Annotated in this window: 20 protein-coding genes and 3 pseudogenes; 6 read left to right on the top strand and 17 right to left on the bottom strand. The window is 38.8% G+C overall.

Translation table 11 applies throughout. The annotated features are described in order from the left end of the window. Nucleotides 1-42: 42 nt before the first annotated feature. Together CJ239_RS04260 and CJ239_RS12105 are read right to left on the bottom strand one after the other, a co-directional pair. On the bottom strand, nt 43-639 hold the full coding sequence (locus CJ239_RS04260) for a response regulator transcription factor (protein ID WP_102210667.1): 597 nt from the start codon (nt 637-639) through the stop codon (nt 43-45). After that, entirely contained in the window at nt 620-1,363 is a 744-nt protein-coding gene (locus tag CJ239_RS12105) for an ATP-binding protein (RefSeq protein ID WP_257994420.1), read from the bottom strand. Before CJ239_RS12105 ends, CJ239_RS04260 begins: the two co-directional genes overlap by 20 nt. 519 nt (nt 1,364-1,882) lie before the next feature. Between CJ239_RS12105 and CJ239_RS12100 the strand changes: the two genes are divergently transcribed. Next, nucleotides 1,883-2,035: a hypothetical protein gene (locus CJ239_RS12100; protein ID WP_257994419.1), complete on the top strand. Its 153-nt coding sequence runs from the start codon at nt 1,883-1,885 to the stop codon at nt 2,033-2,035. Between the two features lie 239 nt (nt 2,036-2,274). Here CJ239_RS12100 and CJ239_RS04250 read toward each other — a convergent pair whose 3' ends face one another. Together CJ239_RS04250 and CJ239_RS04245 are read right to left on the bottom strand one after the other, a co-directional pair. Then, a complete protein-coding gene (locus tag CJ239_RS04250) occupies nt 2,275-4,290 on the bottom strand; it encodes an FtsX-like permease family protein (RefSeq protein WP_102210665.1) in 2,016 nt (671 codons plus the stop codon). Nucleotides 4,291-4,302: 12 nt separating this feature from the next. Beyond that, nucleotides 4,303-5,037, bottom strand: a complete 735-nt coding sequence (locus CJ239_RS04245) for an ABC transporter ATP-binding protein (protein WP_102210732.1) — start codon at nt 5,035-5,037, stop codon at nt 4,303-4,305. 998 nt (nt 5,038-6,035) lie between these two features. On the opposite strand from CJ239_RS04245, the gene CJ239_RS04230 reads away from it, so the two are divergent. Beyond that, nucleotides 6,036-6,944, top strand: coding sequence for a LysR family transcriptional regulator (locus CJ239_RS04230; protein WP_025169857.1), 909 nt, complete (start codon nt 6,036-6,038; stop codon nt 6,942-6,944). Between the two features lie 274 nt (nt 6,945-7,218). Here CJ239_RS04230 and CJ239_RS04220 read toward each other — a convergent pair whose 3' ends face one another. The 3 genes and pseudogenes from CJ239_RS04220 to CJ239_RS12085 form a co-directional block, all read right to left on the bottom strand. Beyond that, nucleotides 7,219-8,289, bottom strand: coding sequence for a hypothetical protein (locus CJ239_RS04220; protein WP_102210664.1), 1,071 nt, complete (start codon nt 8,287-8,289; stop codon nt 7,219-7,221). A 178-nt stretch (nt 8,290-8,467) separates the two neighbouring features. After that, nucleotides 8,468-8,842, bottom strand: a pseudogene (locus CJ239_RS12090) (hypothetical protein); the annotation flags it as partial. A gap of 561 nt (nt 8,843-9,403) precedes the next feature. Further along, nucleotides 9,404-10,519 (bottom strand): annotated as a pseudogene (locus CJ239_RS12085) (SEC10/PgrA surface exclusion domain-containing protein); the annotation flags it as partial. A 1,125-nt stretch (nt 10,520-11,644) separates the two neighbouring features. On the opposite strand from CJ239_RS12085, the gene CJ239_RS04210 reads away from it, so the two are divergent. The 3 genes from CJ239_RS04210 (at nt 11,645) to CJ239_RS04200 (ending at nt 13,634) form a co-directional block, all read left to right on the top strand. After that, entirely contained in the window at nt 11,645-12,208 is a 564-nt protein-coding gene (locus tag CJ239_RS04210; RefSeq protein ID WP_102210662.1) for a DUF3990 domain-containing protein, read from the top strand. Beyond that, nucleotides 12,205-12,417 carry a hypothetical protein gene (locus CJ239_RS04205; protein ID WP_102210661.1) on the top strand — a complete coding sequence of 71 codons (213 nt, stop codon included), beginning with the start codon at nt 12,205-12,207 and terminating at the stop codon, nt 12,415-12,417. The genes CJ239_RS04210 and CJ239_RS04205 overlap by 4 nt, the downstream gene beginning before the upstream one ends. Before the next feature lie 311 nt (nt 12,418-12,728). Further along, the gene (locus CJ239_RS04200; RefSeq protein WP_102210660.1) at nt 12,729-13,634 is read left to right on the top strand and encodes a helix-turn-helix transcriptional regulator; all 906 of its coding nucleotides are present in this window, start codon (nt 12,729-12,731) and stop codon (nt 13,632-13,634) included. Nucleotides 13,635-13,673: 39 nt separating this feature from the next. Here CJ239_RS04200 and CJ239_RS04195 read toward each other — a convergent pair whose 3' ends face one another. The 5 genes from CJ239_RS04195 to miaA are packed head-to-tail and all read right to left on the bottom strand — an operon-like array spanning nt 13,674 to nt 18,125. Beyond that, complete coding sequence (locus CJ239_RS04195; RefSeq protein WP_102210659.1) at nt 13,674-14,429, bottom strand: SDR family oxidoreductase; 756 nt, start codon at nt 14,427-14,429, stop codon at nt 13,674-13,676. Nucleotides 14,430-14,449: 20 nt separating this feature from the next. Continuing rightward, on the bottom strand, nt 14,450-15,379 hold the full coding sequence (gene rnz / locus CJ239_RS04190; RefSeq protein ID WP_060627850.1) for a ribonuclease Z: 930 nt from the start codon (nt 15,377-15,379) through the stop codon (nt 14,450-14,452). Nucleotides 15,380-15,393: 14 nt separating this feature from the next. Then, nucleotides 15,394-16,017, bottom strand: coding sequence for a cystathionine beta-lyase (locus CJ239_RS04185; RefSeq protein WP_102210658.1), 624 nt, complete (start codon nt 16,015-16,017; stop codon nt 15,394-15,396). Continuing rightward, complete coding sequence (gene hflX, locus CJ239_RS04180) at nt 16,010-17,248, bottom strand: GTPase HflX (protein ID WP_102210657.1); 1,239 nt, start codon at nt 17,246-17,248, stop codon at nt 16,010-16,012. Before hflX ends, CJ239_RS04185 begins: the two co-directional genes overlap by 8 nt. Beyond that, nucleotides 17,241-18,125, bottom strand: coding sequence for a tRNA (adenosine(37)-N6)-dimethylallyltransferase MiaA (gene miaA / locus CJ239_RS04175; protein WP_102210656.1), 885 nt, complete (start codon nt 18,123-18,125; stop codon nt 17,241-17,243). Before miaA ends, hflX begins: the two co-directional genes overlap by 8 nt. 120 nt (nt 18,126-18,245) lie before the next feature. On the opposite strand from miaA, the gene CJ239_RS04170 reads away from it, so the two are divergent. Beyond that, on the top strand, nt 18,246-18,416 hold the full coding sequence (locus CJ239_RS04170) for a DUF3042 family protein (RefSeq protein WP_001051780.1): 171 nt from the start codon (nt 18,246-18,248) through the stop codon (nt 18,414-18,416). A gap of 50 nt (nt 18,417-18,466) precedes the next feature. Here CJ239_RS04170 and CJ239_RS04165 read toward each other — a convergent pair whose 3' ends face one another. From CJ239_RS04165 to pabB, 5 genes and pseudogenes are all read right to left on the bottom strand, one after another. Further along, nucleotides 18,467-19,306, bottom strand: a complete 840-nt coding sequence (locus CJ239_RS04165; protein WP_102210655.1) for a thymidylate synthase — start codon at nt 19,304-19,306, stop codon at nt 18,467-18,469. Between the two features lie 96 nt (nt 19,307-19,402). After that, the gene (locus tag CJ239_RS04160; RefSeq protein WP_000078563.1) at nt 19,403-20,362 is read right to left on the bottom strand and encodes an ROK family glucokinase; all 960 of its coding nucleotides are present in this window, start codon (nt 20,360-20,362) and stop codon (nt 19,403-19,405) included. Nucleotides 20,363-20,479: 117 nt separating this feature from the next. Continuing rightward, nucleotides 20,480-21,166 (bottom strand): annotated as a pseudogene (locus CJ239_RS04155) (excalibur calcium-binding domain-containing protein); the annotation flags it as partial. Nucleotides 21,167-21,215: 49 nt separating this feature from the next. After that, entirely contained in the window at nt 21,216-21,833 is a 618-nt protein-coding gene (locus CJ239_RS04150; RefSeq protein WP_102210653.1) for an alpha/beta fold hydrolase, read from the bottom strand. Beyond that, a complete protein-coding gene (gene pabB, locus CJ239_RS04145; RefSeq protein WP_102210652.1) occupies nt 21,834-23,555 on the bottom strand; it encodes an aminodeoxychorismate synthase component I in 1,722 nt (573 codons plus the stop codon). Between the last annotated feature and the right edge of the window lie 48 nt (nt 23,556-23,603).

Raw genomic sequence — 23,603 nt, 5'->3', positions numbered from 1 at the left:
AAGTATCACAGAAATTAAAAAAGCTGCATCTTCTGCAACTTTTTAATCTGGCGGAAAATAGCCCAACTGCTCAGCGATGTGAATCGCCTCCTGCCTGTTAGTCACTCCCAATTTTGAAAAGATATTGGCCAAGTGATTGGAAACTGTACGTTTACTCACATAGACCTTGTCACAGACATCATCAATAGTCAAGCCATTTCTAACCAGTTCTAGTATCTCGATTTCTCGTGGTGTTAGCACCTCTACCATCACTTCATTTGAAAAGACCTTACCACCTAGATAAATCTTTTCCAATTTTTTCACCAACTCATCTGGGTTCATGCTTTTATCCAGAAAGCCATAAGCCCCCATAGCTTTAGCTCGGTGTTCATACATCTTTTTGCTGTAGCCTGTCAAAATCACAACCTTACTAGTACAACCATTGTCGATAATCTCTTGTGCCAAGGTCAGCCCATCATCTTGATACAGACTCGTCAGGTTGATATCAATCAAAATAATGTCGTAGTCATTAAAAGCAATCTCCGAAATAGTCGAAAAATTATCCACTAACTGGACCTTTTTAATGTTTTCCGATAACTCTAAAATCATCTTAATACTTTGGCTAAATAATTTATGATCATCAATTAACAAAATTTTCATAACACAACTCCTTATCAATCGGGAGAGTAATTTCTACACGAAATCTCTTATTATTTTCAAAAATCTGCATTTGACCACCTAAAACACTAATTTTATTAGACATATTTTTCAAGCCATAACCTAAGGATTTTTCTGTTTGAAGGCAGTCATTTTCAGAAATGATAAAAATAGCGTCATCATGCACATCAATCTTCAAAGAAATCCTTCCACCACTAGCGTACTTAACGGCATTGGTCGCCAATTCCTCAACCAGACGATAGGCAATTTTATCGTAAGGAGATAAAAGCCTAAAGTGGACAGGAAACTGTGTGACAACTTCATTTTCTGCGTGATAGCGCTTGACAATCCGATTAATCAGCCCTTGATACTGGATGTCTAACTGCTCGTCTGTTTCTACCATTGGCTGATAATAATCCATCCGCTCACGAATCCGCTGAACCAACTCCTCTGTCACCAGATTGATCTGTTCACCAAAAGCTTGATTGCTACTATATTTATTGAAATTTTTTATTGCCATCACATTTTGCAAGATTTCATTGTGAAGAAATTCGGAGAACTGTTGTTCTGTGTCTTCATTTGCCAGCAGATTTTTCACCATACGGTTACGCTTTAAAAAGAGAACTTTTACATAATCCCTAGAATCTAGCATTTCAGCAGAACGAAAGAGGCGAATCAATTCTTCCGAACAAATCCCGAACAATAGTAACACGATATTCAAGACCAAAAAGCTCGTGTTTAAGTCTAGACGAAAGATGATGAAAATACCTACTAACAAAAACATAACTAGTGAAAACAAGCGTGAAAAAGCTTTTATATAGGACAATTTTAACTCTGATACCTTTTTTTGAAGAGAACTGATAATCGTTTTGAAGTGTAAAAAAGCTAAAATGCCAACAATTTCCAGATACCAGACTAGGTTCATCACTCCTGAGACCCTCGTATTGATATACAAAAAGAAATAAGAAAGAGGCAATATTAAAGCTAATATCCACAAATTTCGTCTCTGATACTTGAGTTTACTTTTCAACTCTTTATGATATAAAATCAGTAAAATCAAGGGAACAAGGTTTAAAAAGAAAGACGCAAACAAGGACAGAAATAGAAAAATTGAAGGACTTAACAGATACGAACTAATGGTGATTAGTGTCAACACAAAAGACACACTCAACAGTTCTTCTCCTATTTTCTCTCCCAGAAAGATAATAGACAGAGAACTATACACCAATAAAAAAGAGTTGAGCGGATGAAGAATATCAAAAAAGTGCAACAGGGTGCTCGCAACTCCTTGATTAAATATGGATTGCCAGCCAATGAGAAATATCATCAGGAGCAACCAAAGTTTCAACTCACTATACCGAAAGGTCACAATATTACAAATATAGCTAAATACAATTAAAGCAATAAGCAGCAATAAAACCATCTGCAAGGAAAAATCTGTCGAAAAGTCCAGAGGAATCCTATAATAAATATAAATCATTAAAGCTAGATGATTAAAAATCGTCAACCACCACAATAAAAGTGAGTTTTTCGAGAGCGATTTGACAAACTGTTTCATATGTATCCACTTCCTGAACTACTTTAATATTATTATAACACAATACCAGAATTGCAGGATAGGCAACTCTGGTATTTGACTTAATTTTCAATAATTTGCCAACTTACTCTATAAGTCACTAGCAGGTAAAGGACAAAGAGTAAGACCGCTACTCCCAGATAGGTGATATCTATAGAAATGCTGGTATTAGCGAAATTCTCAAAATAACCCAAAAGAGCGGCACTCAAGGCAAGTGCTAGCGGACCTGCGATAAGCAGCGGAACCAAGAAATAACTTAGAATCTGTTGCAAAAGAATAAAGCGATTTTGCTTTCTCTTGTTCCCAAGAAGGTATAAGATTTGATAATCATTCACACTATCCAAAGCACTTGTAGAAGTTTGAAGGGACAAGATACTGAGGGAAATAATGATAAAAATAACACTAACAAAAATCATGACAAAGACAATGACGCCCATAAATCCAAGGTAAACCTCAAAAATACTTCCTTTCGTTTGATAGGTGAACGAATTCAACTCTTCTCCATCACGAGTGAAGTAGTATTTTTCAATCCACTGACTCAAGAATGTTTCTACTTCCCGTTTGTCTATATTTTCCTTGAAATTAGCAACATAGGTCGTGTGGTCTTCCGTCAATCCAACTACTACCTTATCTGGTACAATCAAGGTTCCTGCGTCATTTAGACCTACTGAAGATAAAAAGTAAACTGTTTCAAGTGGCTTTGAAGAGGCAAGGTTGAGAGAATGACCGTTAATCATGAAGGTTTTGGTCGTTGATAGAAAGTCCTGGATCTGCTTGGCAGTTCCTTTATAATTGGCATTGACTAGAAATTGGTCTTCTGCCAGGTCAACCGCTTTTTTCCCTTGCAGTTTGCGGAGATGATTGTAGGCAGAAATTCCTAAAATCGGTACTTTTGATTCAGGAAGTTTCTTATCATGCTCCCAGAGATTGCTAGTATCAATCAAATCTTTATAGATTACATCACTAGAATAGCTAGGATAGCTGTACTCCTCTTTGATGACATTAAAGTCAAAGCCATCGGCTTTCAATCTGTCTTTGACAGATTCCTGAGAAAATTGAAACTCTTTACCACGGTAGAGATTGACAGTTACATCATAAGGTGAGTATTTGTTCAGCTCTCGGTTCATAGTCGTATAGGCACTACCACTAAAAATGAGTAAGCTGAGAGCCAGTGTCAAGGTCAAGGATAAGACAGCCAACGTGACCGAATTACTATCAGCTTGTTTTGAAAATTGACGGATTTTAAAAGTGTTTAGTTTGTTATAGTAGGTTTGAGGCAGTTTTCTAAGGGAGACCAAGATAAAATGGCTCAAGGTATTGTAAAATAAAATCACAAAAATCACTAAGACAGATACTAGCAAGATACCCCAGCTTTTCAAGAATGATAGATGGTGATAGTCTGAAAAATAGAGAGCACCAAAACCGATAACAGCTGTCGAAAGAATAAAGAGAAGTGCTTGAAGAACTGGCTTGCCTTTTGCCAAGACAGATTTCTTGACCCCATTTTCTTGAATGAGTGCAATGATATTTTGCTTTCTAAAGGTAAGAATGTCCATGACACCAACAATAAAACTGGTGACCAAATAGGAATAAACTAGTAAGATGACAGACTTGCTATCAAAGAAAAGCAGACTACCAAAGTAATTGGCCATAAAAAACTCAGATGCAATCTTAGCTAGAATGACCAGTAAGATCACTCCAAGCAAGAAACCTAGAATCAAGGAAAAGATATTGACCAGCATGGTTTCGAAGAACAGGGTACGGATAATCTGCTTCTTCTTCATTCCCAGCGTTGCATAAAGTCCCAACTCTTTCTTGCGCCGTCCCAGGACAAAGTTTGTGGAATAAACGATGAGAAAGGCAATCGCCGATAGAATCAGATAGGAAAGCAAGCCCATGTACTGGCTCATCACCGTCGTTAACATTTCCTTTGCTCCTGATAAACTTTGCATCACTGGATGGCTTGGTAAAGCATTAAAAGCGTAGAGCAAGCTATAAATCAAGGTCAGACTGAAAAAATAGATGGTATAGGTCTGTAAATTTCGAAATACATTTCGTAAAATCAATTTTGGATACATACTCTCCCCCTCCTATCTAGTACGGCTGTAAATCTCTTGCAAATACTGTTCATTAGATAAGCTGTTACGTTCCAAATCATCCATAATCTTTCCATCGCTAAGTAGCACCATCCGTGAAGAGTACTTGGCTGCGGCAGGGTCATGCGTAACCAGTAAAATGGTAATACCAAAACTTTTATTGATTTCCTGCAAAAGTGCCATCAGTTTTTCAGAATTGGCAGAGTCCAAGGCTCCTGTCGGCTCATCTGCGATAATCAGTTTAGAATCATCAATCAAGGCTCTAGCAGTTGCCACACGTTGTCGCTGACCACCTGATAACTGATTAGGAAACTTATCTTTTAAGTTTTGGATGGCCAGCTTATCCAAAATTTCCTCAATCTTATCCTGATGTTTTTTGATAGTTTTCCCCTGAATTTGAAGAGGTAGGATAATATTTTCATAGACCGTCAAGGTTTCCACCAAGTTGTAGGCTTGGAAAATATAGGAAATATTTTTAGCACGATAGTCAGCTAGGTCATTTTCCTTGGCATGGATGATGTCAAAATCTTCAAATTGAATTTCACCTGATGTTGGTTTATCAATCGTTGAAATACAGTTGAGGAGTGTTGTTTTTCCACTACCACTGGCTCCCATAATTGCCAGAAATTCGCCTTTTTCAACGGATAAGTTCACATCTGATAAAGCATGAACGATATTATCCCCTTGACCAAATGTTTTCGTTAATCCTGTCACCATAAGCTGTTTCATCATTTCATTCCTCCGTTTCTTTATTACGCTCTCATTATACGGTTTCTTTCAAGGTTTGCCATGAGTATTTTGTGCAATATATTTAAGTTATAAAAAAACCGATGCCTTTTTCAGGTATCGGTCGATGTTGATTATTTGCGATCGTTTCTTTTTTTCATAAAGTAAACAATCCCTATGACAATAACTCCTAAGACCAGTACAGGTGCATAGAATTCTAGTGTTCCAATAATTCCTTCCATTTTATCCTCCTGTCAAAAAATAGAGGTAGTTTTATCCACAGCGCACGTTTGGCGAAATACATTCATAAGAATATGCAAACCACCAAGCACAGCGTCCCTGTGCTGTTAATCTAACAGCCGTACCCTACCCAGCAGCAGATTTACCATCCAATTCTTGGCTATTAATTTCCATAATCCAAAGGATCAATCTCAAAGTTGTCTTGTTTTATTTGTATTTCTCCCGTAAATATAACACCAAATCAAAATGTTGTCAATGTTTTGTAATAAAACACTAGAGTTTTCCTTTTGTTTTATCTAACAACGAACATTATTTCTCGTACACTCATCGGAATAGGTGAAACACAATCCACAGAGACCTGCTAGTGTCAATTTAAAAGCTGTGTACCACTAGCTCCTGATTCCCCGGAAAGTTCTTGCTTTTCAACCTCGAAACTTAGAGAATCAATCTCTGGACGACTTGTATTTTTAGCCATAAGGTTGCCTCCTTCCTTCTTTTAGATGATCATCTTTACAGTAACTAATATAAACTCTAGTATTGGATAAGTAATGAGTAAATCGTGCAAGTTTCTTATTTTCGAGGAAAATTTTTATAGTTCTCAATTAAAAACAGCTGAACAATCTCTTACTCAGCTACTTTTTTACCTTATTTACTAAATTATTTAGAAGTTTCTTCTTAACTACTTTACAGAGCCTCACACAATGCCCCTGATTTTCCTATCTTCTTTGGCGATTCTGACGCAAGTGTGGTACAATAAAAACATGAGAATTCAACAATTACACTATATTATCAAAATCGTCGAAACTGGCTCCATGAATGAGGCAGCCAAGCAACTCTTTATCACCCAGCCGAGTCTTTCCAATGCTGTGAGAGACTTGGAAAATGAAATGGGCATTGAAATCTTTATCCGCAATCCCAAGGGCATTACCTTGACCCGTGATGGGATGGAGTTCCTCTCTTATGCCCGTCAGGTTGTCGAGCAAACTCAGCTTCTAGAAGAACGTTATAAAAATCCTGTCGCCCACCGCGAACTCTTTAGCGTTTCGTCTCAACACTATGCCTTTGTGGTCAATGCATTTGTCTCTCTACTCAAGAAAAGTGATATGGAGAAATACGAGCTCTTCCTTCGTGAAACTCGGACTTGGGAAATTATCGACGACGTCAAGAACTTCCGCAGTGAGGTCGGTGTCCTATTTTTGAACAGCTACAATCGTGATGTTTTAACCAAGATGCTGGATGACAACCACCTGCTGGCTCACCATCTCTTCACAGCCCAACCGCATATCTTTGTCAGCAAGACCAATCCTCTGGCAAAGAAAGACAAGGTCAAACTGTCTGATTTGGAAAACTTCCCTTATCTCAGCTATGACCAAGGAACTCACAACTCCTTCTACTTCTCTGAAGAGATTCTCTCGCAGGAATACCACAAAAAATCTATCGTGGTCAGTGACCGTGCCACCCTCTTTAATCTCTTGATTGGTTTAGATGGTTATACCATTGCGACAGGGATTTTGAACAGCAATCTCAACGGAGACAATATCGTTTCTATCCCATTGGATATTGACGACTCTATTGAGCTAGTCTATATCCAGCATGAAAAAACCAGCCTATCCAAGATGGGCGAACGCTTTATCGACTATTTACTAGAAGAAGTCCAGTTTGATAGTTGATACTCTTCGAAAATCAAATTCAAACCACGTCAGCGTCGCCTTACCGTACTCAAGTACAGCCTGCGGCTAGCTTCCTAGTTTGCTCTTTGATTTTCATTGAGTATGAGAATCACTCTAAATCGAATAACCTAAAAACCTCAAGAACCAGTTTTCAACCCTAGTTCTTGAGGTTTTTTACTTCTAAACATGAATCAAATTAATTTTATACTCATGAAATTTAAATGATAATATTATTTTGTAACTATAGTATAGGTTATAAAAATAGAAATGAAAATTAATCTAAAAATCCTTTATAAGTTATCAGATCAATAACTAATAATTCCAGAGAATCCGCATAATCATTCAGTTCCTTATGTGGAATGTTTTCAATTAAAAAATTTGTTGGCCAATATTCTCCATGAAAATCTTTATTTCTAAAATGATAGACAAACCAAACAAAATATTTGATGAAATCTGTAGGAGTAGCTATTTCAGACTGATTATTCCATTCTTTCTTTAAATTCTCATACAATTTTTTTGTCCCTTTATCAAAATCTTCACTATGACTTTCAATATAATATTTAAACATCTCTTTAATTTTTTTACGTAATATGGGATCAGAATATTGTAAGTTTATATATCTCTCTTTAAATCTATCTAAATCACCGCTATAGTTCCTATCTGAAAAATTAATTCCTTCAATAAATACACGTGCCTGTCTACTGAACTGCTGTCTATCTGCAATAATTTTTTTAATTTCTTTTATAGTTTTCTTAAAATGAAAATTATCTGCATCTTTAATATAAGCTAGAATAGCATTTATTCGTTCCTTTTCCGATTTATTTGTAACACATTTCCAATCATATAGAGCATTAAATGCACGCCAAATATTTTCTAACTTTCTTTCTTTATTCGCTTTAGCAAGAACAATATTCATTAGGATACGTGTCAACACATCTCCCTGCTCATTATAAAGAAACATTTTATCTAATAATTCAGTGCTAATAGAATGTTCTCTATCTTCCTTAGCAAATAAGTTTCTTTGTTCAAAAGGGATGTCTTTCTCCTCGTCAGTTATAAATGTGATAGAGTCAATACTCAAAATTTCTCCAGTAAAATAAATATATAAAAGTCCTTTTACAATACCACGATAGTAATTACTCTTAACTGTAAAAAAGTCATCTTCAAGGTCTATCCGATTCGTTCTATTCCCTGAAAGAATTAAAGTTTGGTTTCTATACTCCAAGACATCCTTACACATCTCCCCTGAAGCTTTTTGATGATATTCAATTTCTTTCTTAAAATCATCTGAAACAAAATTCCCCTTTACAACAACCTTAAATTCAGCTTTCTTCTTTTTTACCATGCTATTTTTTCCTCATCTTAAGTCAATCATTTAAACTTATAATTTATTTACACCCTATACTTTTACCGTTTTAATAAAATAAGAAATCAAAAACTGAGAATAGAATCTCTATTTTTCATATATTGATGAGTTTTCTGTGATGTATTTAAAATTAAATGACCACCACAGCACCTCATCCTTATCCTACCCACTCACCATTGGTATTGACTGTATAACCATCTGGTGTAGTGGTGTTTACTGCCAAAGCTCCTGAACTGTAGGCGTAGTACCATTTGCCAGAAACTGTAAACCAGCCTGTTTTCATAGCACCTGACTTGTCAAGATAGTACCATGATCCATTATCTTTAACCCAACCTGTAGCCAGTGAACCTGACTTGTTCAAGTAATACCATGTGCCATTATCTTTGATCCAACCTGTAGCCATTGAGCCTGAGTTGTTCAAGTAATACCATGTGCCACCAGTTTTGACCCAGCCAGTTTGCATCCATCCTGCGTGGTCAAAGTAGTACCATGTACCCTTGATTTGTTCCCAACCGTTGGTTGTGTACGAACCGTCAGCATGTTTGTACCACCAGCGACCAGCTGACTCAATCCAGTTGCCAGCTTGTGAAGCTTTTGTGTCTTCTACTTTCTTGAGTTCTGTATCTGTTTTCTTATCCGCTTGTTTCCCTGCAAGATACTCCAGATACCAATCTGATAAATTGTAATAGTCCTTTCTTTCAGCCTTAACCAACTTATCAAACTCTTCTTGGATTTCAGCTAATTTAGCTTGTTCAGCTTGCAATTTAGCTGTAACTGCGTCCAATTTATCTTGTGCCAATTTTGCAGCAGATTTTGCTTGAGTCAATTTTGTTTCCAAATCAGCTACTTTTGCTTGCGTATCTGCAAGATTTTTGTCTGCATTTAGATAAGCACTCAATTCTGTTGCAATTGCTTTCGCATCTGACACCAATTTGTCTTTTTCTTCATGTAGTTTTGCTTGTTCCGCTTGAAGAGCAGTCAACTTGTTTTCTTCAGCTTGCAATTTTTCTTGTGCACTTGTAAGAGCAGTTTCAGCATCTTTTTGAGCAGTTTTGGCTGTAGCTAGTTCAACTTTAGCTGTTTCAAGAGCAGTTTGTTTTTCTGCTTGGCTTCTTGAGAAGTTTTCAACAGCTGTTTCAGCAGTTGCTTTACGTTCTTGTGCGTTTTTCAAAGCAAGATTTGCCAATTGCAAGTTCTTTTCAGCAACTTCTGTTTGAAGTGGTGTTTCTGATTTGCTTGCCAATTCTTTTTCAGCGTCTGTTTTAGCTTCAAGTGCAGAAGCATATTTGCGTGAAGCTTCTGCCAATTCTGCTTTAGCATTTGTAAGAGCAGTTTGAGCTTGGCTGTTTTGTTTTTGTGCTTCAGCTAGTTTAGCTTCAAGTTGGGCAAGGTCTTGATTGAGGTTGATTGGTTGTTTTGTTTCAGTAGCAAAAGTGTTTACAAACCAGTAATCACCATTGATGTTAGCAATGGTCATCGCAACACTATTTTTAGCATTTAGATTATTAGCTAAGTGTCCCCACTTAGATTTTGCATCAAAGAATGAATACATTCTAAATGCTGTTATAATAGAGTGTTTCAAATCAAACATATTGGTTGCATCTTTAGAACCAATTACTGGAGCTAGATTTTCTCCATGTTCATATAAATCATTACGTTTTTCAATTGGTTTTTTAACGCTGTAAAGTAAATGTCCGTCGGTAAGTGGATTTGTACCACGTTTTTCATATTCTTTAGCAATTTGTTTACTGTAATCAATGGCATCTTGGTCAAGATGAGGATGATTTTCTTGTCCTACTAATTTTGCAAGTTCAGTTGTTAGATTAGCATAAAAATTACTAATTTCAATAATTTGATCATTTGTTAAATTATCAATATCAACTTTACGTTTAGAATCGCTCTCATCAATTTTAACATTAAACTTCTTAGTGACTTCGATAGCTAACTTTTGTAATAATTCACTAGCGTCTTCAGTCCAATTCTTTTTCCAGTATTCGTAAGCGTCTTTAAAAGTCACTTGGTCTTTATCGAATCCAAATTTGGCTTTTTCTTCAGCTGTCAAATTGTAGACAACATTACTTGTAGTAATTTTCTCTTTTGATAACTTAGCTTTTTCCACATCCAAGGCAGTTTGGGCTTCTTTTTCTTTAGAGGCTGTAGCATCTGCTTTTTCTTGGATAGATTCAACTTTGTTTTGGTCGGCGTCCATCATTTCTTTAGCTAATTTCAATGCATCATTTTTGACATTTACATTGTTCTCAGCTTGTTTAATGGCTTCTGCGCGGTTGCTATCTGCTTTCTTAGCGGTTTCGACAGCTATTGTTGCGCTTGAGATATTCGCATTTGCTTGTTCAATATCTTTTTCAGCTTGGGCAAGTGAGGCTTTAGATTCGCCAAGTCCTGAACCATTTAGCGCGTCTTCAGCTGATTTTACATTTGCTTCTTTAGCGGTTACTGTTTTATCCGCTTGGTCTTTCTTACTTGTTGCGCTTGCAACGTTAGCTGTTTCACTTGCTACAGTCTCAGTTTGCGCTTTAATTGCTTCAGTAGACGCTTCAGTTGCTTTTTGATTGGCTTCTTGAGCTTGTACATTGGCATCTTGTTTAGCTTTTGTAGCAGTGATATTTTCTTCTGTAGCATTTGCTTTAACGGCTTCAGCAGACTTCAATTCGTCTTTAGCGCTTGTTAAAGCAGTTTCAGTAGTTGTAACAGCTTGGTTAGCAGAAGTAGCTTCAGCTTTTGCTGTTTCACTTTCAGTTTCAACTTGCTTAACAGTAGACGCTTGAGCATCAAGAGCAGGCTTGACATCAGAAGATTTCTTCACTTCTGGTTTTGTATTGGCTACAGGTTTTGACACTAGAGCTGGTTCGTTGACAGCAGTTACAGTATTTGAATCAACTGGCGCTGAAACAGTTGCTTCCTGAGCAAATGCAGGCACACCAACAGACGCAAGCGCAATAGCGGTTGAGGTTGTGAGGGTTTGTAGTTTTTTCATCATTTTCTCCTTTGATGGCTGATAGAATAGGATTGAGTGGTAAGTCAATCCTTGTTATACTAGTATAACAAGCCGGCTTTGTTAGCTATTCTTTCCCTTATCATACCATAATAGATATTTAATTTTTTCGACATTTAAACTATAGTTTCAATATAATTTTTAAAATAAAAAATTAGCATAGAATTCTAATATTTTGTAACTATAGTTTACTTTTTACAGTATTTTCTTTAAAATTTTGTATAATAGTTTTAGAAGGATTTTAAAGTAGTTAACTTATCTAAACTAGAATTGAAACAGGTAGTAGGTGCGTAAATCCTAGAAAAATGCTATAATTATTTTATGGAAGAGTTAAACTTTAATAAGGAGTTTAGCAGTACAAAAATTTGGTATCACGGAACAACATCTACTCAAGTTGCTTCTTTAAAAGATGGAATAGATGTCTATCATAGTAAACGTAACTGTGATTTTGGTATAGGATTTTATGTGACATCTAAGCCCAGCCAAGCAATTAAATGGGCTCAGCGGAAAACAAAAGATGAAATTCCTTTTAATCCGAATGTAAAATCGGTTGTTCTAAGTTATCAATTTCAAGAACTTGATAATTCTGAAACTAAAATTTTTGAAATTGACAAAGAATACTTTCAGTTTGTTTATAAAAATAGATTGGAGTTAGATGCTAAATCTGGAATTAATATTCATCATTTTTCAGCAGTATTTGGTCCAGTTCTTGATGGTCAAGTTACACGATTGAAAGAAACTTTAGATAATTATTTCCAAGGGTTTAATACCTTAGAACAAACCGCTAAAATTCTTTTGGGAAAATATCAGAATGGTACGCAATTGTGTATATGTGATCAAAGAATTGCAGATAGACTAACCCTAGTTAGGGAGGAAACGATATGATTTTGTCAAATGAAAAACAAACTCTAAGAGCTGAAGTAGAACAGTTTTTAAGGAATAATTATCATATTGCTCCTGATACTGTTTCTCCTGTTACAAATGTTGTATTGAAAAATTGGTTTGAAGAGCTAGATAATGGAGGTTCTCATTTAACCGCAGACCTTATAGCTGATAATATCGTAGATATTGCCCACCGTTACTCATTGTATTAATAAGTCATTTGAGTTTGGTTCATCAAATCTTTTCCTCTATTCTCAAAAACTATTCATGACCACATTAGGAATAAATCTCTTATAGTAAGAGGTGTTAACTCTACTATAAGGAATTTATTCCTTTTTGTGTTTACAGAACTGATTGTACATTACCTATCTATTTTTTCATCATTTAAACTATAGTTTCAATCTTGTTCATAAAAACAAAAAATAGCACAGAATTCTAATATTTTGTAACTATAGTTTTCTTTCTCCATTTTTTTCTCTAAATTTTTGTATAATAGTCTTAGAAGTATGTAAGGAGACTATTTATGGAAAACCTATATCCATTTGGAGCTACATTTAAGTACCTGCGCGAAGCACGAGGCCTCAGCCTAAAGGAAGCCGCCTCAGATATCGTATCACCACAGTTCCTAAGTCAATTTGAAAAAGGAGACAAAGGAATTTCACTTGAAAACTTTGCCAAACTGTTAATTGTTATCGGAGTGGAATGGAATGATTTTGTTCTCGCCTATGCAAATAAAGGTGGAGACTGCTTAGAATTACCAGCTATAGAATTTGGTAAGCATGTGGTCCATGAAGAAGATATCCTCACTTATATTGAAGAATACGAAAAATTATTTGATGTCTATCTAAAAGACAACCCACTTCAAGCAGAGATGATTTTCAAATCTATTAAATTAAGACATTATCCAACCATATCAAAAAGTCCTGAAACTGTTGCCAGAATTCAAAACATTATCAATCATTTAATGAAATCTGATGTCTTTAATAGTATCGAACTTGAAATTTATCGCGTCATTGTCAATCATTGTCCGATGGAACTTATTGATCATATGACCAAACAATTACTACTTATGTACAAAGAAAGTGCCAATACTGACACCTACATCCGCATTTTAAATGCTCTCACTTTCTCCGCAAAATACTTCTCTGAACTGGGTTACTATCAAAAGGCTGACGATATTATTAAAAAAATTAAATCACTTCAGACCTTCGAACGAGGCTATCTAGCTATTCCCCTCATGTTTCTAGAAGTTGAACATGTTTACAATCAATTTAGATGGAACAAACCTGAAGCTATTCCCCTAGCCAAAAATCTATTTAATTATCTTCAAAGCGCAAAATTTATTGATCAGCAATACTACTCTAATTTTATTAACGCCTTCACCTATCACTGCCACGCATTAAATAAGACTGGAATTGATTTATTCTAATCGTCAAAAAAAGTTGCTCCATTTTAGGAACAACTTTTTTTATTTATAATTAAAAGTCTCCCCTGCCAACTTATCAGCTAGCTTGGGAAAGAGAGTATAAAACTTATGGGCTAGGTTCAACAAAACAGGAAGATTAAGTTCTCGTTTGTTTTTTCCTATAATCTTGACAATCTTTTTAGCCACTGCATCTGGTTCTAGCAGGAAACGTTCAACCGATTTGAGATAGGTGCCATCTGGGTCGGCCTGGTCAAAAAATCCTGTGCGGATAGGTCCTGGATTGACTGTTGTAACATAGACTCCATAGGGCTGAAGTTCGAGGCGTAAGGCATTTGAAAAACCAATGGCCGCAAACTTAGTGGCTGAGTAGAGACTAGACTTGCCAGTAGCAATCAAACCTGCCATGCTAACAATATTGATGATATGACCTTGACTCTTCTCCTTCATACGAGCCGCAAGGCGACGAGATAGATTCATCAGGGCGAAGGTATTGACCTCAAACATCTGGTGAATATCTTGGTCAGAAATCTGGTCAAATTCCTCAAAAATCCCGTAACCAGCGTTGTTAATTAAGACATCAATCTTGCCATAGCGGATATAGAGATCTGCTAGCAGAGTTTCTAAGGCTGAGTCATCGGTAATGTCTATTTCAATTAATTCTACATGGGGATGATTTCCGTAGAGTTGAGCTAATTTTTCCCTATCTCTACCAAGCAAGATGAGTTGGTCATTTGGCAGGAGTTTGACCATCTCTTGGGCTAAACCACCGCTAGCTCCAGTAATGAGAATAGTAGGCATACTTATCCTTTCTGTGACTGCTAGATTTCCACTTCTTCCAAGTCTTTGACCACATGGACATTTTCAAAAATGCTAGCAGCGTCTTTCTTGAGTTTACTGATATCTTTTGAGAGAAAGCGAGCACTGATGTGATTGAGTAAAAGGCGTTTGGCACCTGCTTCTACCGCTACTTGTGCAGCTTGCATGTTAGTAGAGTGACCATGATTACGAGCAATTTTTTCGTCACCCTTGCCATAAGTCGATTCATGGACAAGGACATCAGCATTGACAGCTAGACGCACACTAGCATCCGTTTTGCGGGTGTCACCCAGAATAGTGATAATCTTACCAGGACGTGGCGCTGAGATATAGTCTGCTGCCTTGATTTCAGTTCCGTCTTCGAGAACAACGTCCTGACCATTCTTGATTTTTCCAAAAAGTGGGCCAAATGGGACACCAGCAGCCTTAAGTTTTTCAGCATCCAGCGTTCCTTCCAAGTCCTTTTGAATAACACGATAGCCAACGCAGAAAATAGTATGATCCAGCTCCTCTGCATACACAGTAAATTTATCGGTCTCAAGGATTTTCCCTAAAGAATCTTGGTCAAACTCATGAAAATGAATACGGTAAGGCAGGCGTGAACCTGACACACGAAGACTGGTTAAGACAAATGACTTGATCCCTTGCGGTCCATAGATTTCCAAATCTGTCTGCTCTTCATTGGCCTGAAAGGCACGGCTAGAAAGGAAACCTGGCAAGCCAAAGATGTGGTCTCCATGTAGGTGGGTAATAAAGATTTTGCTGACCTTACGTGGTCGAATTGTCGTTTCAAGAATGCGATTTTGCGTACCTTCTCCACAGTCAAAGAGCCAGACTTCGTTGATCTCGTCCAAGAGTTTCAGGGCGAGACTTGAAACGTTGCGGGCTTTAGAGGGCTGACCAGCCCCTGTTCCTAAAAATTGAATATCCATTCGATACTTTCTAATTAATCAATATATAACATAGCTGTGCGGTTTTCCGATCGGAAATAGCGCTTGCCAGAAAAAGCAGCAGCTTCTTGCAATAAATCCTCTTGGCTGTAGCCTTTGAGACGTTTACGACCATCAGCCAAGCTTTCCAAATCAGTCAAAGCTGTGAGATTCTCCACACTAACAACTTCCTCATCTCCAACAGCCTTCATGTAAATCTTACTAGACTCTTCAAAGACCAGTTGATGGGGGAAAATTTGTGCAATTTCAAAAAGAAAGTCATCCGAAATCTTCTCCTCATTTTCAGAGAAAATTCGACCCAGACCCTCACTCTCATAACAAAAACCAAAGGATTTACCAGACAGATTCAGACGGATAAAAGGCTTGTTTTCGAGAGTGAAACTTGGCTCAGTATTGTAAAGATTCAGTTCCTGACTGACTTCTGCAAAATAATCCGTCGCAGCCTCAGGACTCTTTTTCTGGTAGAGTTCTGCAAAGTAAGCATTGACCACACTTGGCGGAGGTGTGATCAGTGCCAACTGCTCTTGTTCTGTTTTACCAGCTAGAAGTTGATCCAGATAGACCTTATCCAGACTTGTATAGCCCCCATATTTTAGAGCCAAGGTTTTGATATCAGTCATAAAATTCTTCTAACCTCCATTTATTTTTCTCGGAAATGTAGCCTGTAATGACTTCCCCGTCCTCCTGATAATCACGATCTTCCAGAATCGCAACACTTTCTAGATCATGAATCTTATAGGACTTAGAAAAAGGCACGCGCAGGGTAAATCTCTCAAAAATCTCCTTGATTTTCTCTAAAAACAAAGCCTGCAAATTCTCTCGACTATCCTCAGACTTGGCAGAAATGAGAGCATAAGGCGTTTGAGTCGGCATAAAATCCTCCACCAAATCCGCTTTATTATAAAGGGTCAGGCGAGGAATATCTTCCATGTCCAAGTCTTTCATGATGGACAGAACTGTTTTTTCATGTTCCTCATGGTAAGGATTGCTGGCATCGATAACATGAACTAGAAGGTCCACATGCTTGCTTTCTTCCAAGGTTGACTTGAAGCTGGACACCAACTCTGTCGGCAAATCCTGGATAAAGCCCACGGTATCTGTCAAGGTCACCTGTAGATTTCCCCCCAGATGGATACTCTTAGTTGTCGCATCTAGAGTTGCAAAGAGCTCGTCAGCCTCATACTGGGTCTTGCTAGTCAAGGTGTTCATAATAGTTGACTTCCCAGCATTGGTATAACCAATCAAACCAATCTTAAAGGTGCTAGACTCCAAACGTTTTTCTCTGACAGTCGCCCGATTCTTCTCAACCACCTTGAGCTGGCGCTCTATATCCGTGATTTGATTGCGAACGCTACGACGGTTCAGCTCCAACTGGCTTTCACCAGGTCCACGGGATCCTATTCCCCCTGCCTGACGGCTGAGCATAATTCCCTGACCAACCAAGCGAGGCAATAGATATTTTAGCTGGGCTAGGTGGACTTGGAGTTTCCCTTCATGGCTTCGAGCCCGCATGGCAAAGATATCCAAAATCAACTGCATACGGTCAATGACCTTGACACCCAGAACTTCTTCTAGATTGACATTTTGCCTCGGGGTCAGACGGTTGTTGACGATGACAGTGGTGATTTCTTCTGCATCCACCATAAGCGCAATCTCTTCCAACTTACCAGAGCCGACGAAGGTCTTAGAATCATATTTTTCACGTTTTTGTCTGTAGCTATCTACAACGGCTGCCCCAGCTGTCTTAGCTAGACTGGCCAATTCTTCCATGGAGAGGTCAAAATTGTCCATGCCCTGCAATTCCACACCAATCAACAAGACGCGTTCCTCTTTTTTCTCCGTTTCAATCATCTAAAAACTCCTCTATCTGGCTTAAAATGCGGTCTTTCACACCAGCTTCTCCAATCTGATAAAAGGTGACCTGCATGCGATTACGGAACCAGGTCAGCTGACGCTTGGCAAAACGACGGGTCGCCTGTTTGAGATTCTCACTAGCTTCCTCCAAGGTCTGCTCTCCACGGAAATACGGAAAAAGTTCCTTATAGCCAATTCCTTTAGCAGCCTGTACATTAGGGTAATGATCAAAGAGCCACTTAGCCTCATCCAAAATCCCAGCCTCAAACATTAGATATACTCGGCGATTGATACGCTCATAAAGCTGACTGCGCTCATCGTCCAAGCAGATAATCAGCGGTTCATACAAGGTCTCTTGATTTTCCAAATCCTGATCAAAATGGGCAATTTCTAAGGCACGCATGGCACGACGACGATTAAACTGGGGAATTTCAAGACCTGCTTGCTCCACCAAATGGGCTAATTCCTCATCTGTATAAGGCTCCAAACTAGCCCTATAGGCCAAAATCTCCTCATGAGGTGTCTCCCCACCCAGATGGTAGCCTTCTAACAAGCTCTGGATATAAAGTCCAGTCCCACCAGCGATAATGACAAGTTTGCCACGGCTGTGAATATCCTCAATAGCCATCTTAGCTTCTGAAACAAAATCAAAAGCCGAGTAAGACTCGGTTACCTCTCTAACATCGATTAAATGATGGGGAACAGCTGCCTGCTCCTCTGGACTAGCCTTGGCCGTCCCAATATCTAAACCTCGGTAAACTTGCTGACTATCGCCGCTAACAACTTCCCCACCAAAGCGCTTGGCCACTTCAATGGCTAGAGCCGTCTTTCCAACTGCAGTCGGTCCAACAATCACAATTATTTTTGTTTTCATCTTTTTTCCTTGAAAAATTCCCATTTTTTCGTTACTATTATTATAACACAAAAAGGTCAGTCAGAAAAATGTGACCTCTTGAAGAGGCTGGCTGATTAAGAAGATAAAGGAGGAAGACTCATGGCTAAAGGATTCGCTAAAGGTCTTGTAACAGGTGTCGCAGGAACTGTCGCTGCAGTTGCAGGTGCAGTATACGCATTTAAAAAGAAAGTAATCGAACCAGAAGAGCAAAAAGCAGCTTTCATCGAAGAAAACCGTAAAAAAGCAGCTCGTCGCCGCGTATCACGTTAAGAAACAAAAGAAGTTGGGATTTATTGTCTCAACTTCTTTTTTCGCTTCTTTTAAATAGCTAGGTCAAACTTCAACTGTGGCTTGACAGGGTCATAATCCACCAACTCAAAATCTTCTGCTTTGATATCAAAGAAACTAGTCCCATCAGGAACATTTAAAACCAAGCGTGGTTGGCAGTTTGACGGCTCCCGACGAAGCAATTCCTGAGCTTGTTTAAATTGATTGTCATAGATATGGAGGTTGTTGATGAAGTAGAAGAACTTCCCGACCTTCCAGCCGAAATGCTTGGCAATCATCATTTGAAGAGCCACATACTGCATAGCATTGATGTGATGAGCCACCAACATATCATTAGAACGCTGGATCAAGGTCGCATCCAGATAAATCTCCCCATCAACACGGCGGACATCAAACATGGTCTGAAAGGCACATGGGAGCAACCCATCTGTTTCTTCGAAAGCTTGGTAATCCCAAAGCGAAATAATATTGCGGCGGTTCCAAGGGTTGGCTTCCAACTGCTTGAGAAGCTTGTTAATGATATCGTGTTTCTTAACAACAGCACCATAGCGCTCACCGATTGTTCCTGTATCTCCCACTTCCCAGTCATTCCAGTAGTGAACATTGTACTTGCTATTTAGCACCTCTAAGCTATTAGACTGGTCTTGGTAAATCCAGAGCACTTCCTTGATGGCGGATTTGATAGCGATAGGACGCAAGGTTGTGATGGGAAATTCTCCCTTGGCCAAGTCATACTCGGCAAAGGCACCGGTTATGTACTTGGAGTTAGCCACGGTTCCATCCTTGTACTTAGGACGAGCCTGCTCAGAAAAGACACCGTCTTTGAGGATTCGTTCAATATTTTCTTTAAAAATCGTATCTGCTTTTGTCATTTCGTTTCACCTCATTTATTTCCTAACTAGTATAGCATAAAAAAGAAAAGAGGAACATTACTAACTCTAGGTTAGCATTTTTCCTCTTTTATTATTTTATTGCAATACAAGTGATGCTGCTCCGATAACCCCAGCGTCATTTCCTAGAGTTGCAAGAGCCAATTTTGTTGATGTGCGTACTTGTGGGAAACTATTTTCGTCGTAGACTTTTTGAACACCTTGTAGAAGGAATTCTCCTGCAGCTGATACACCACCACCAATGACGATTGTTGACGGGTTGAGGATTGAACCAATGTTGGCACAAGCGATTCCCAAGTAACGTGAGAAGTTACGGTAAACTATCAAAGCAAGGTCGTCTCCTTCTTTTGCAAGATCAAAGACAGTCTTAGCAGTTACTTCTTCTCCGTTGTCAATCAAGCGTTTCAAGGCTGCATCGCCTTCGTATTCATCGGCATAGCGACGAGTCAAGTTGACAATACCTGTTGCAGAAGCAACTGTCTCAAGGCAACCTTTCTTACCGCAAGTACATGCGATTGGTTGATCAAAGTCAACAGTGATATGGCCAAGCTCACCTGCTGCACCAGCCACACCGTGAAGCAATTTTCCTTCTGCGACAATACCGCCACCAACACCAGTACCAAGTGTCATAAAGACAACATCTGGTTGGTTATCACCAGCACCCATCCAACGTTCACCAAGAGCTGCCACGTTGGCATCATTATCGATGAAGAATGGAATACCCAAGGCTTTTTCAATTTTCTCTTTAATTGGTTGAAGAGTTTTCCAGTTGAGGTTGTAGGCACCAATAACAGTTCCTTTTTCACGGTCAACCACACCTGGTGATCCCATTCCAATACCTTGGAAGTCCGCTGCTACCAATCCAAGCAAGTCCAAACGGTGTTGAATAGACTCAATCATATCATCTACGATATGACTTCCCTCATCCAAAATGTTGGTCTTGATAGACCACTTTTCTTGGATTTCTCCTGCTGTTGTCAAGATTGCAAATTTGATAGAAGTTCCACCAAGGTCAATCCCAATAATCTTTTGACTCATCATATTCTCCTTTTTCATTGTGTAGTAATTGAAAATGCTTACAGTACTAGTATAACAAAATTTAGTTACTTATGCAAAGGTTTGCATTAACTTTCTGGATTTTATTCTGACTTATGGTTTCCAGAGACCTGAAGCATCTACATAGTAACGTCCGCCATCAACTCGCTCGTTCTTTGCCATTTTGCCATCTGATTTCAAATAATAATTTCCTTGCCATGCATTGCGAGCATAAGAACCATCTGATTTCAAGTAATACCATGCTTGGTAAGAAGAGTCATAGACCCACTCACCCTGTGCCATTTTACCGTTTGATTTAAGGTAGTACACTCCTTGCCATGCATTCTTTGCATAAGATCCATCTGATTTCAAATAATACCAAGCTTGATAAGAATCATCGTAAATCCATTCGCTCTGGGCCATTTTTCCGTCTGCTTTCAGGTAATAACTTCCCTTCCAAGCATTTTTTACTGGATTTCCATTTTCATCAAAGTAGTACCAAGCACCATCCTGCTTAACCCAGCCACTTGCTGTTGCTGAACTTGTATTATTTTGAGCCGCAGTTGATTGCTTTGCTTTGAAAGCACCTTTTGGGGCATTTTTCAATTCACACGCCACACCATCATGATCTCGGTCTAACTTGGCAGAATATCCTGATTCTCCCTCATGGATATCCGCGTATCCATTCGCCCAAGCTTCCTTACAACTAGAAAAATGAATATTTTCTTCTGCTAACACAGGTTGTGAAAACAAGGCTAAAACTGGCAAGCTAGCTAGACTCATTTTTAAAAATAGACGTTTGTTCATTTCTTTCTCCCATAATTATGTTATCGATTTCAATAGTATTTTATCAAACTTATTTTAACGATTCAAGAAAATCTTTGACTGTCCCAGCAAACTCTTCTGGTTTATCTTCGTTCAAAACATGAGGACCGTCTGGGATAATCTGAAATTGGGATTCTGATATTAGTTTATGAATACTTCTCATAGAACTAAGATTTGGTTTATCTTTGCTACCACAAATTAGTAAGGTTGGATAGGGGCAAATTCCTGCTATATCCGTTAAATCAAGTGTCTTCAATTCCTCAGAAACTCCGACCATAAGAGCTTTGTTTGCTCCCCGTTTTTCAAAAAAACTTTTTGGAAGTAGTTTAAAAATCATCAACTGGATTTTAAATAAGATATTTCCAGCTAATTTCAGAGGGCAACCTGACAAAACTAAACCTTGAAGATTTGGTAAATCATAACTGGAAAGTTCTAGTGCCAGGGCCGCACCTAAAGACAATCCAACCAAAATAAAAGGTTCTGTCTCTTGAGCTAGATGCTGATAAACTCGTTCCTTGGCTTGTTGATAGTTGCTAACTGTAGAAGGAAATAACTCGATAGCCTCAGAAGGATAATCTGTCAGTAGATTCCGAACTTCTTTCCAAGACTCTGCTGACTGCCCTAACCCGTGTAAAAATACCAGTTTCATCTAGTTTCCCTCTAGGCTTAATTCATACAAGCCTCTCACTGCATTACAGCCGTAAATAGCTTCTGCTTGAGCTAAGTCTTTTAAGGTCAAGACTTTCTCTTCTGCCTGTCCTGTTTCCAGCAAATGCTGACGATAAATTCCTGGCAAGATTCCAAGTCGGATAGGTGGCGTGTAGAGTTTCCCACCGATTTTCAGAACCAAATTTCCGATAGAGGTTTCAAGAAGTTCTCCAGACTTATTGTGGTAAATAATCTCTTGTTCCCCTAGGTTCAAATGCGGTCTGTAAGTCGTTTTAAAATAGGTAAAGGCTTGTTGCAAATTGGCTTCCTGAAGACAGAGTTGAGCCTGACAAAAGCTTGTACTAAGGGGTGTTAAGGTTTGGCGACTGAATTCAATCTCTCCAGATTTGCTGAGAGAAATTCGCAAGCGATAATCTTGATCAATGTCACAAGACTGACACTCTTCCTCTATCTTTTGTTTCAAGTCTCCTAGATCAAAAGGAAAAGCAAAATACCGACTAGCTGTTCTCAGTCTTTCCAGATGTTGTTCTTCAAAGAACAAGTTCTTCTGGCTGATCTTCCCAGTAGTAAACAGCTGAAAACGAGCTTGTTTCCGATAGAGAACAGCCGCCTTTTGATGAACTTCTCGGTATTCAGATTCCCAAGTGCTATCCCATGTAATGCCGCCACCAACTCCATAGATGGCTTTCCCTTGATGCAGTTGAATGGTCCGAATGGCAACATTAAAAATCCGTCGTCCATTTGGAAGCAAGAGACCAATCGTTCCGCAGTAAACTCCACGCGGTTGTGGCTCCAAGTCCTTAATGATTTCCATAGTCGCAATTTTCGGTGCACCCGTTATGGAACCGCAAGGAAAGAGAGAGCGGAAGATTTCAACAAGGTCAACATCCTCTCGCAATTGACTCTTGATGGTCGAAGTCATCTGCCAGACAGTCGAATACTGCTCTACTTGACAAAGACGTTCTACATGCTCACTGCCCACCTCAGAAATACGATTCATATCATTGCGCAAGAGGTCCACGATCATCATATTTTCAGAGCGATTTTTGGGATCCTGCTCCAACCAACTAGCTTGGGCAAGGTCTTCTTGGTCAGTCACTCCCCGCTGAGTCGTTCCCTTCATTGGTCGCGTCGTCAATTCACGGCCATTCTGCTCAAAAAAGAGCTCTGGGCTCATGGAAATCACTGCCATCTCGTCATGTTCAATATAAGCATTGTAACCCGCCTCCTGCTCTACCACCATACGATTGTAGATGGCAAAAGGATTGGCACTTAAGTCCTGCTTGAGTTGGACGGTGTAGTTAACCTGATAGGTGTCTCCCTGACGCAAATGATGGTGAATCTGGGCAATAGCCTTTTCATAGTCTGCTGCAGACGTTACTTCCTGCCAGTTTGAAGGCAAATCAACCTCGTCATAAATCAGAGGAATAGGGGAAGTTTCTACCCTATCATGAACTGTAAAATATAGCAGATACTCTGCCAGTAAAGGAGCTTTATGAACTGCTAATTTCTCCTCAAAAGCAGGTGCAGCCTCATAGCTGACATAGCCCACCACATAGTAGCCCTGCTCTTGGTAGCTTTCCACTTGTGCCAGCAAATCTGACACTTCTGATACATCTCTCGTTTTTAACTCTTTAATCGGCTGGGTAAAGGTGTATCTCTCCCCCAAAGCCCTAAAATCAATCACTGTTTTTCTGTGCATACCTTAAGTATAGCATAAAAAGGCAGATCAAGAAAAACTTAATCTACC

It is taken from the genome of Streptococcus sp. UMB0029 (assembly GCF_002871495.1).
Taxonomy (GTDB): domain Bacteria; phylum Bacillota; class Bacilli; order Lactobacillales; family Streptococcaceae; genus Streptococcus.
The sequence above is the reverse complement of the archived record's forward strand: the minus strand, read 5'-3'. Positions and strand labels throughout refer to the sequence as shown.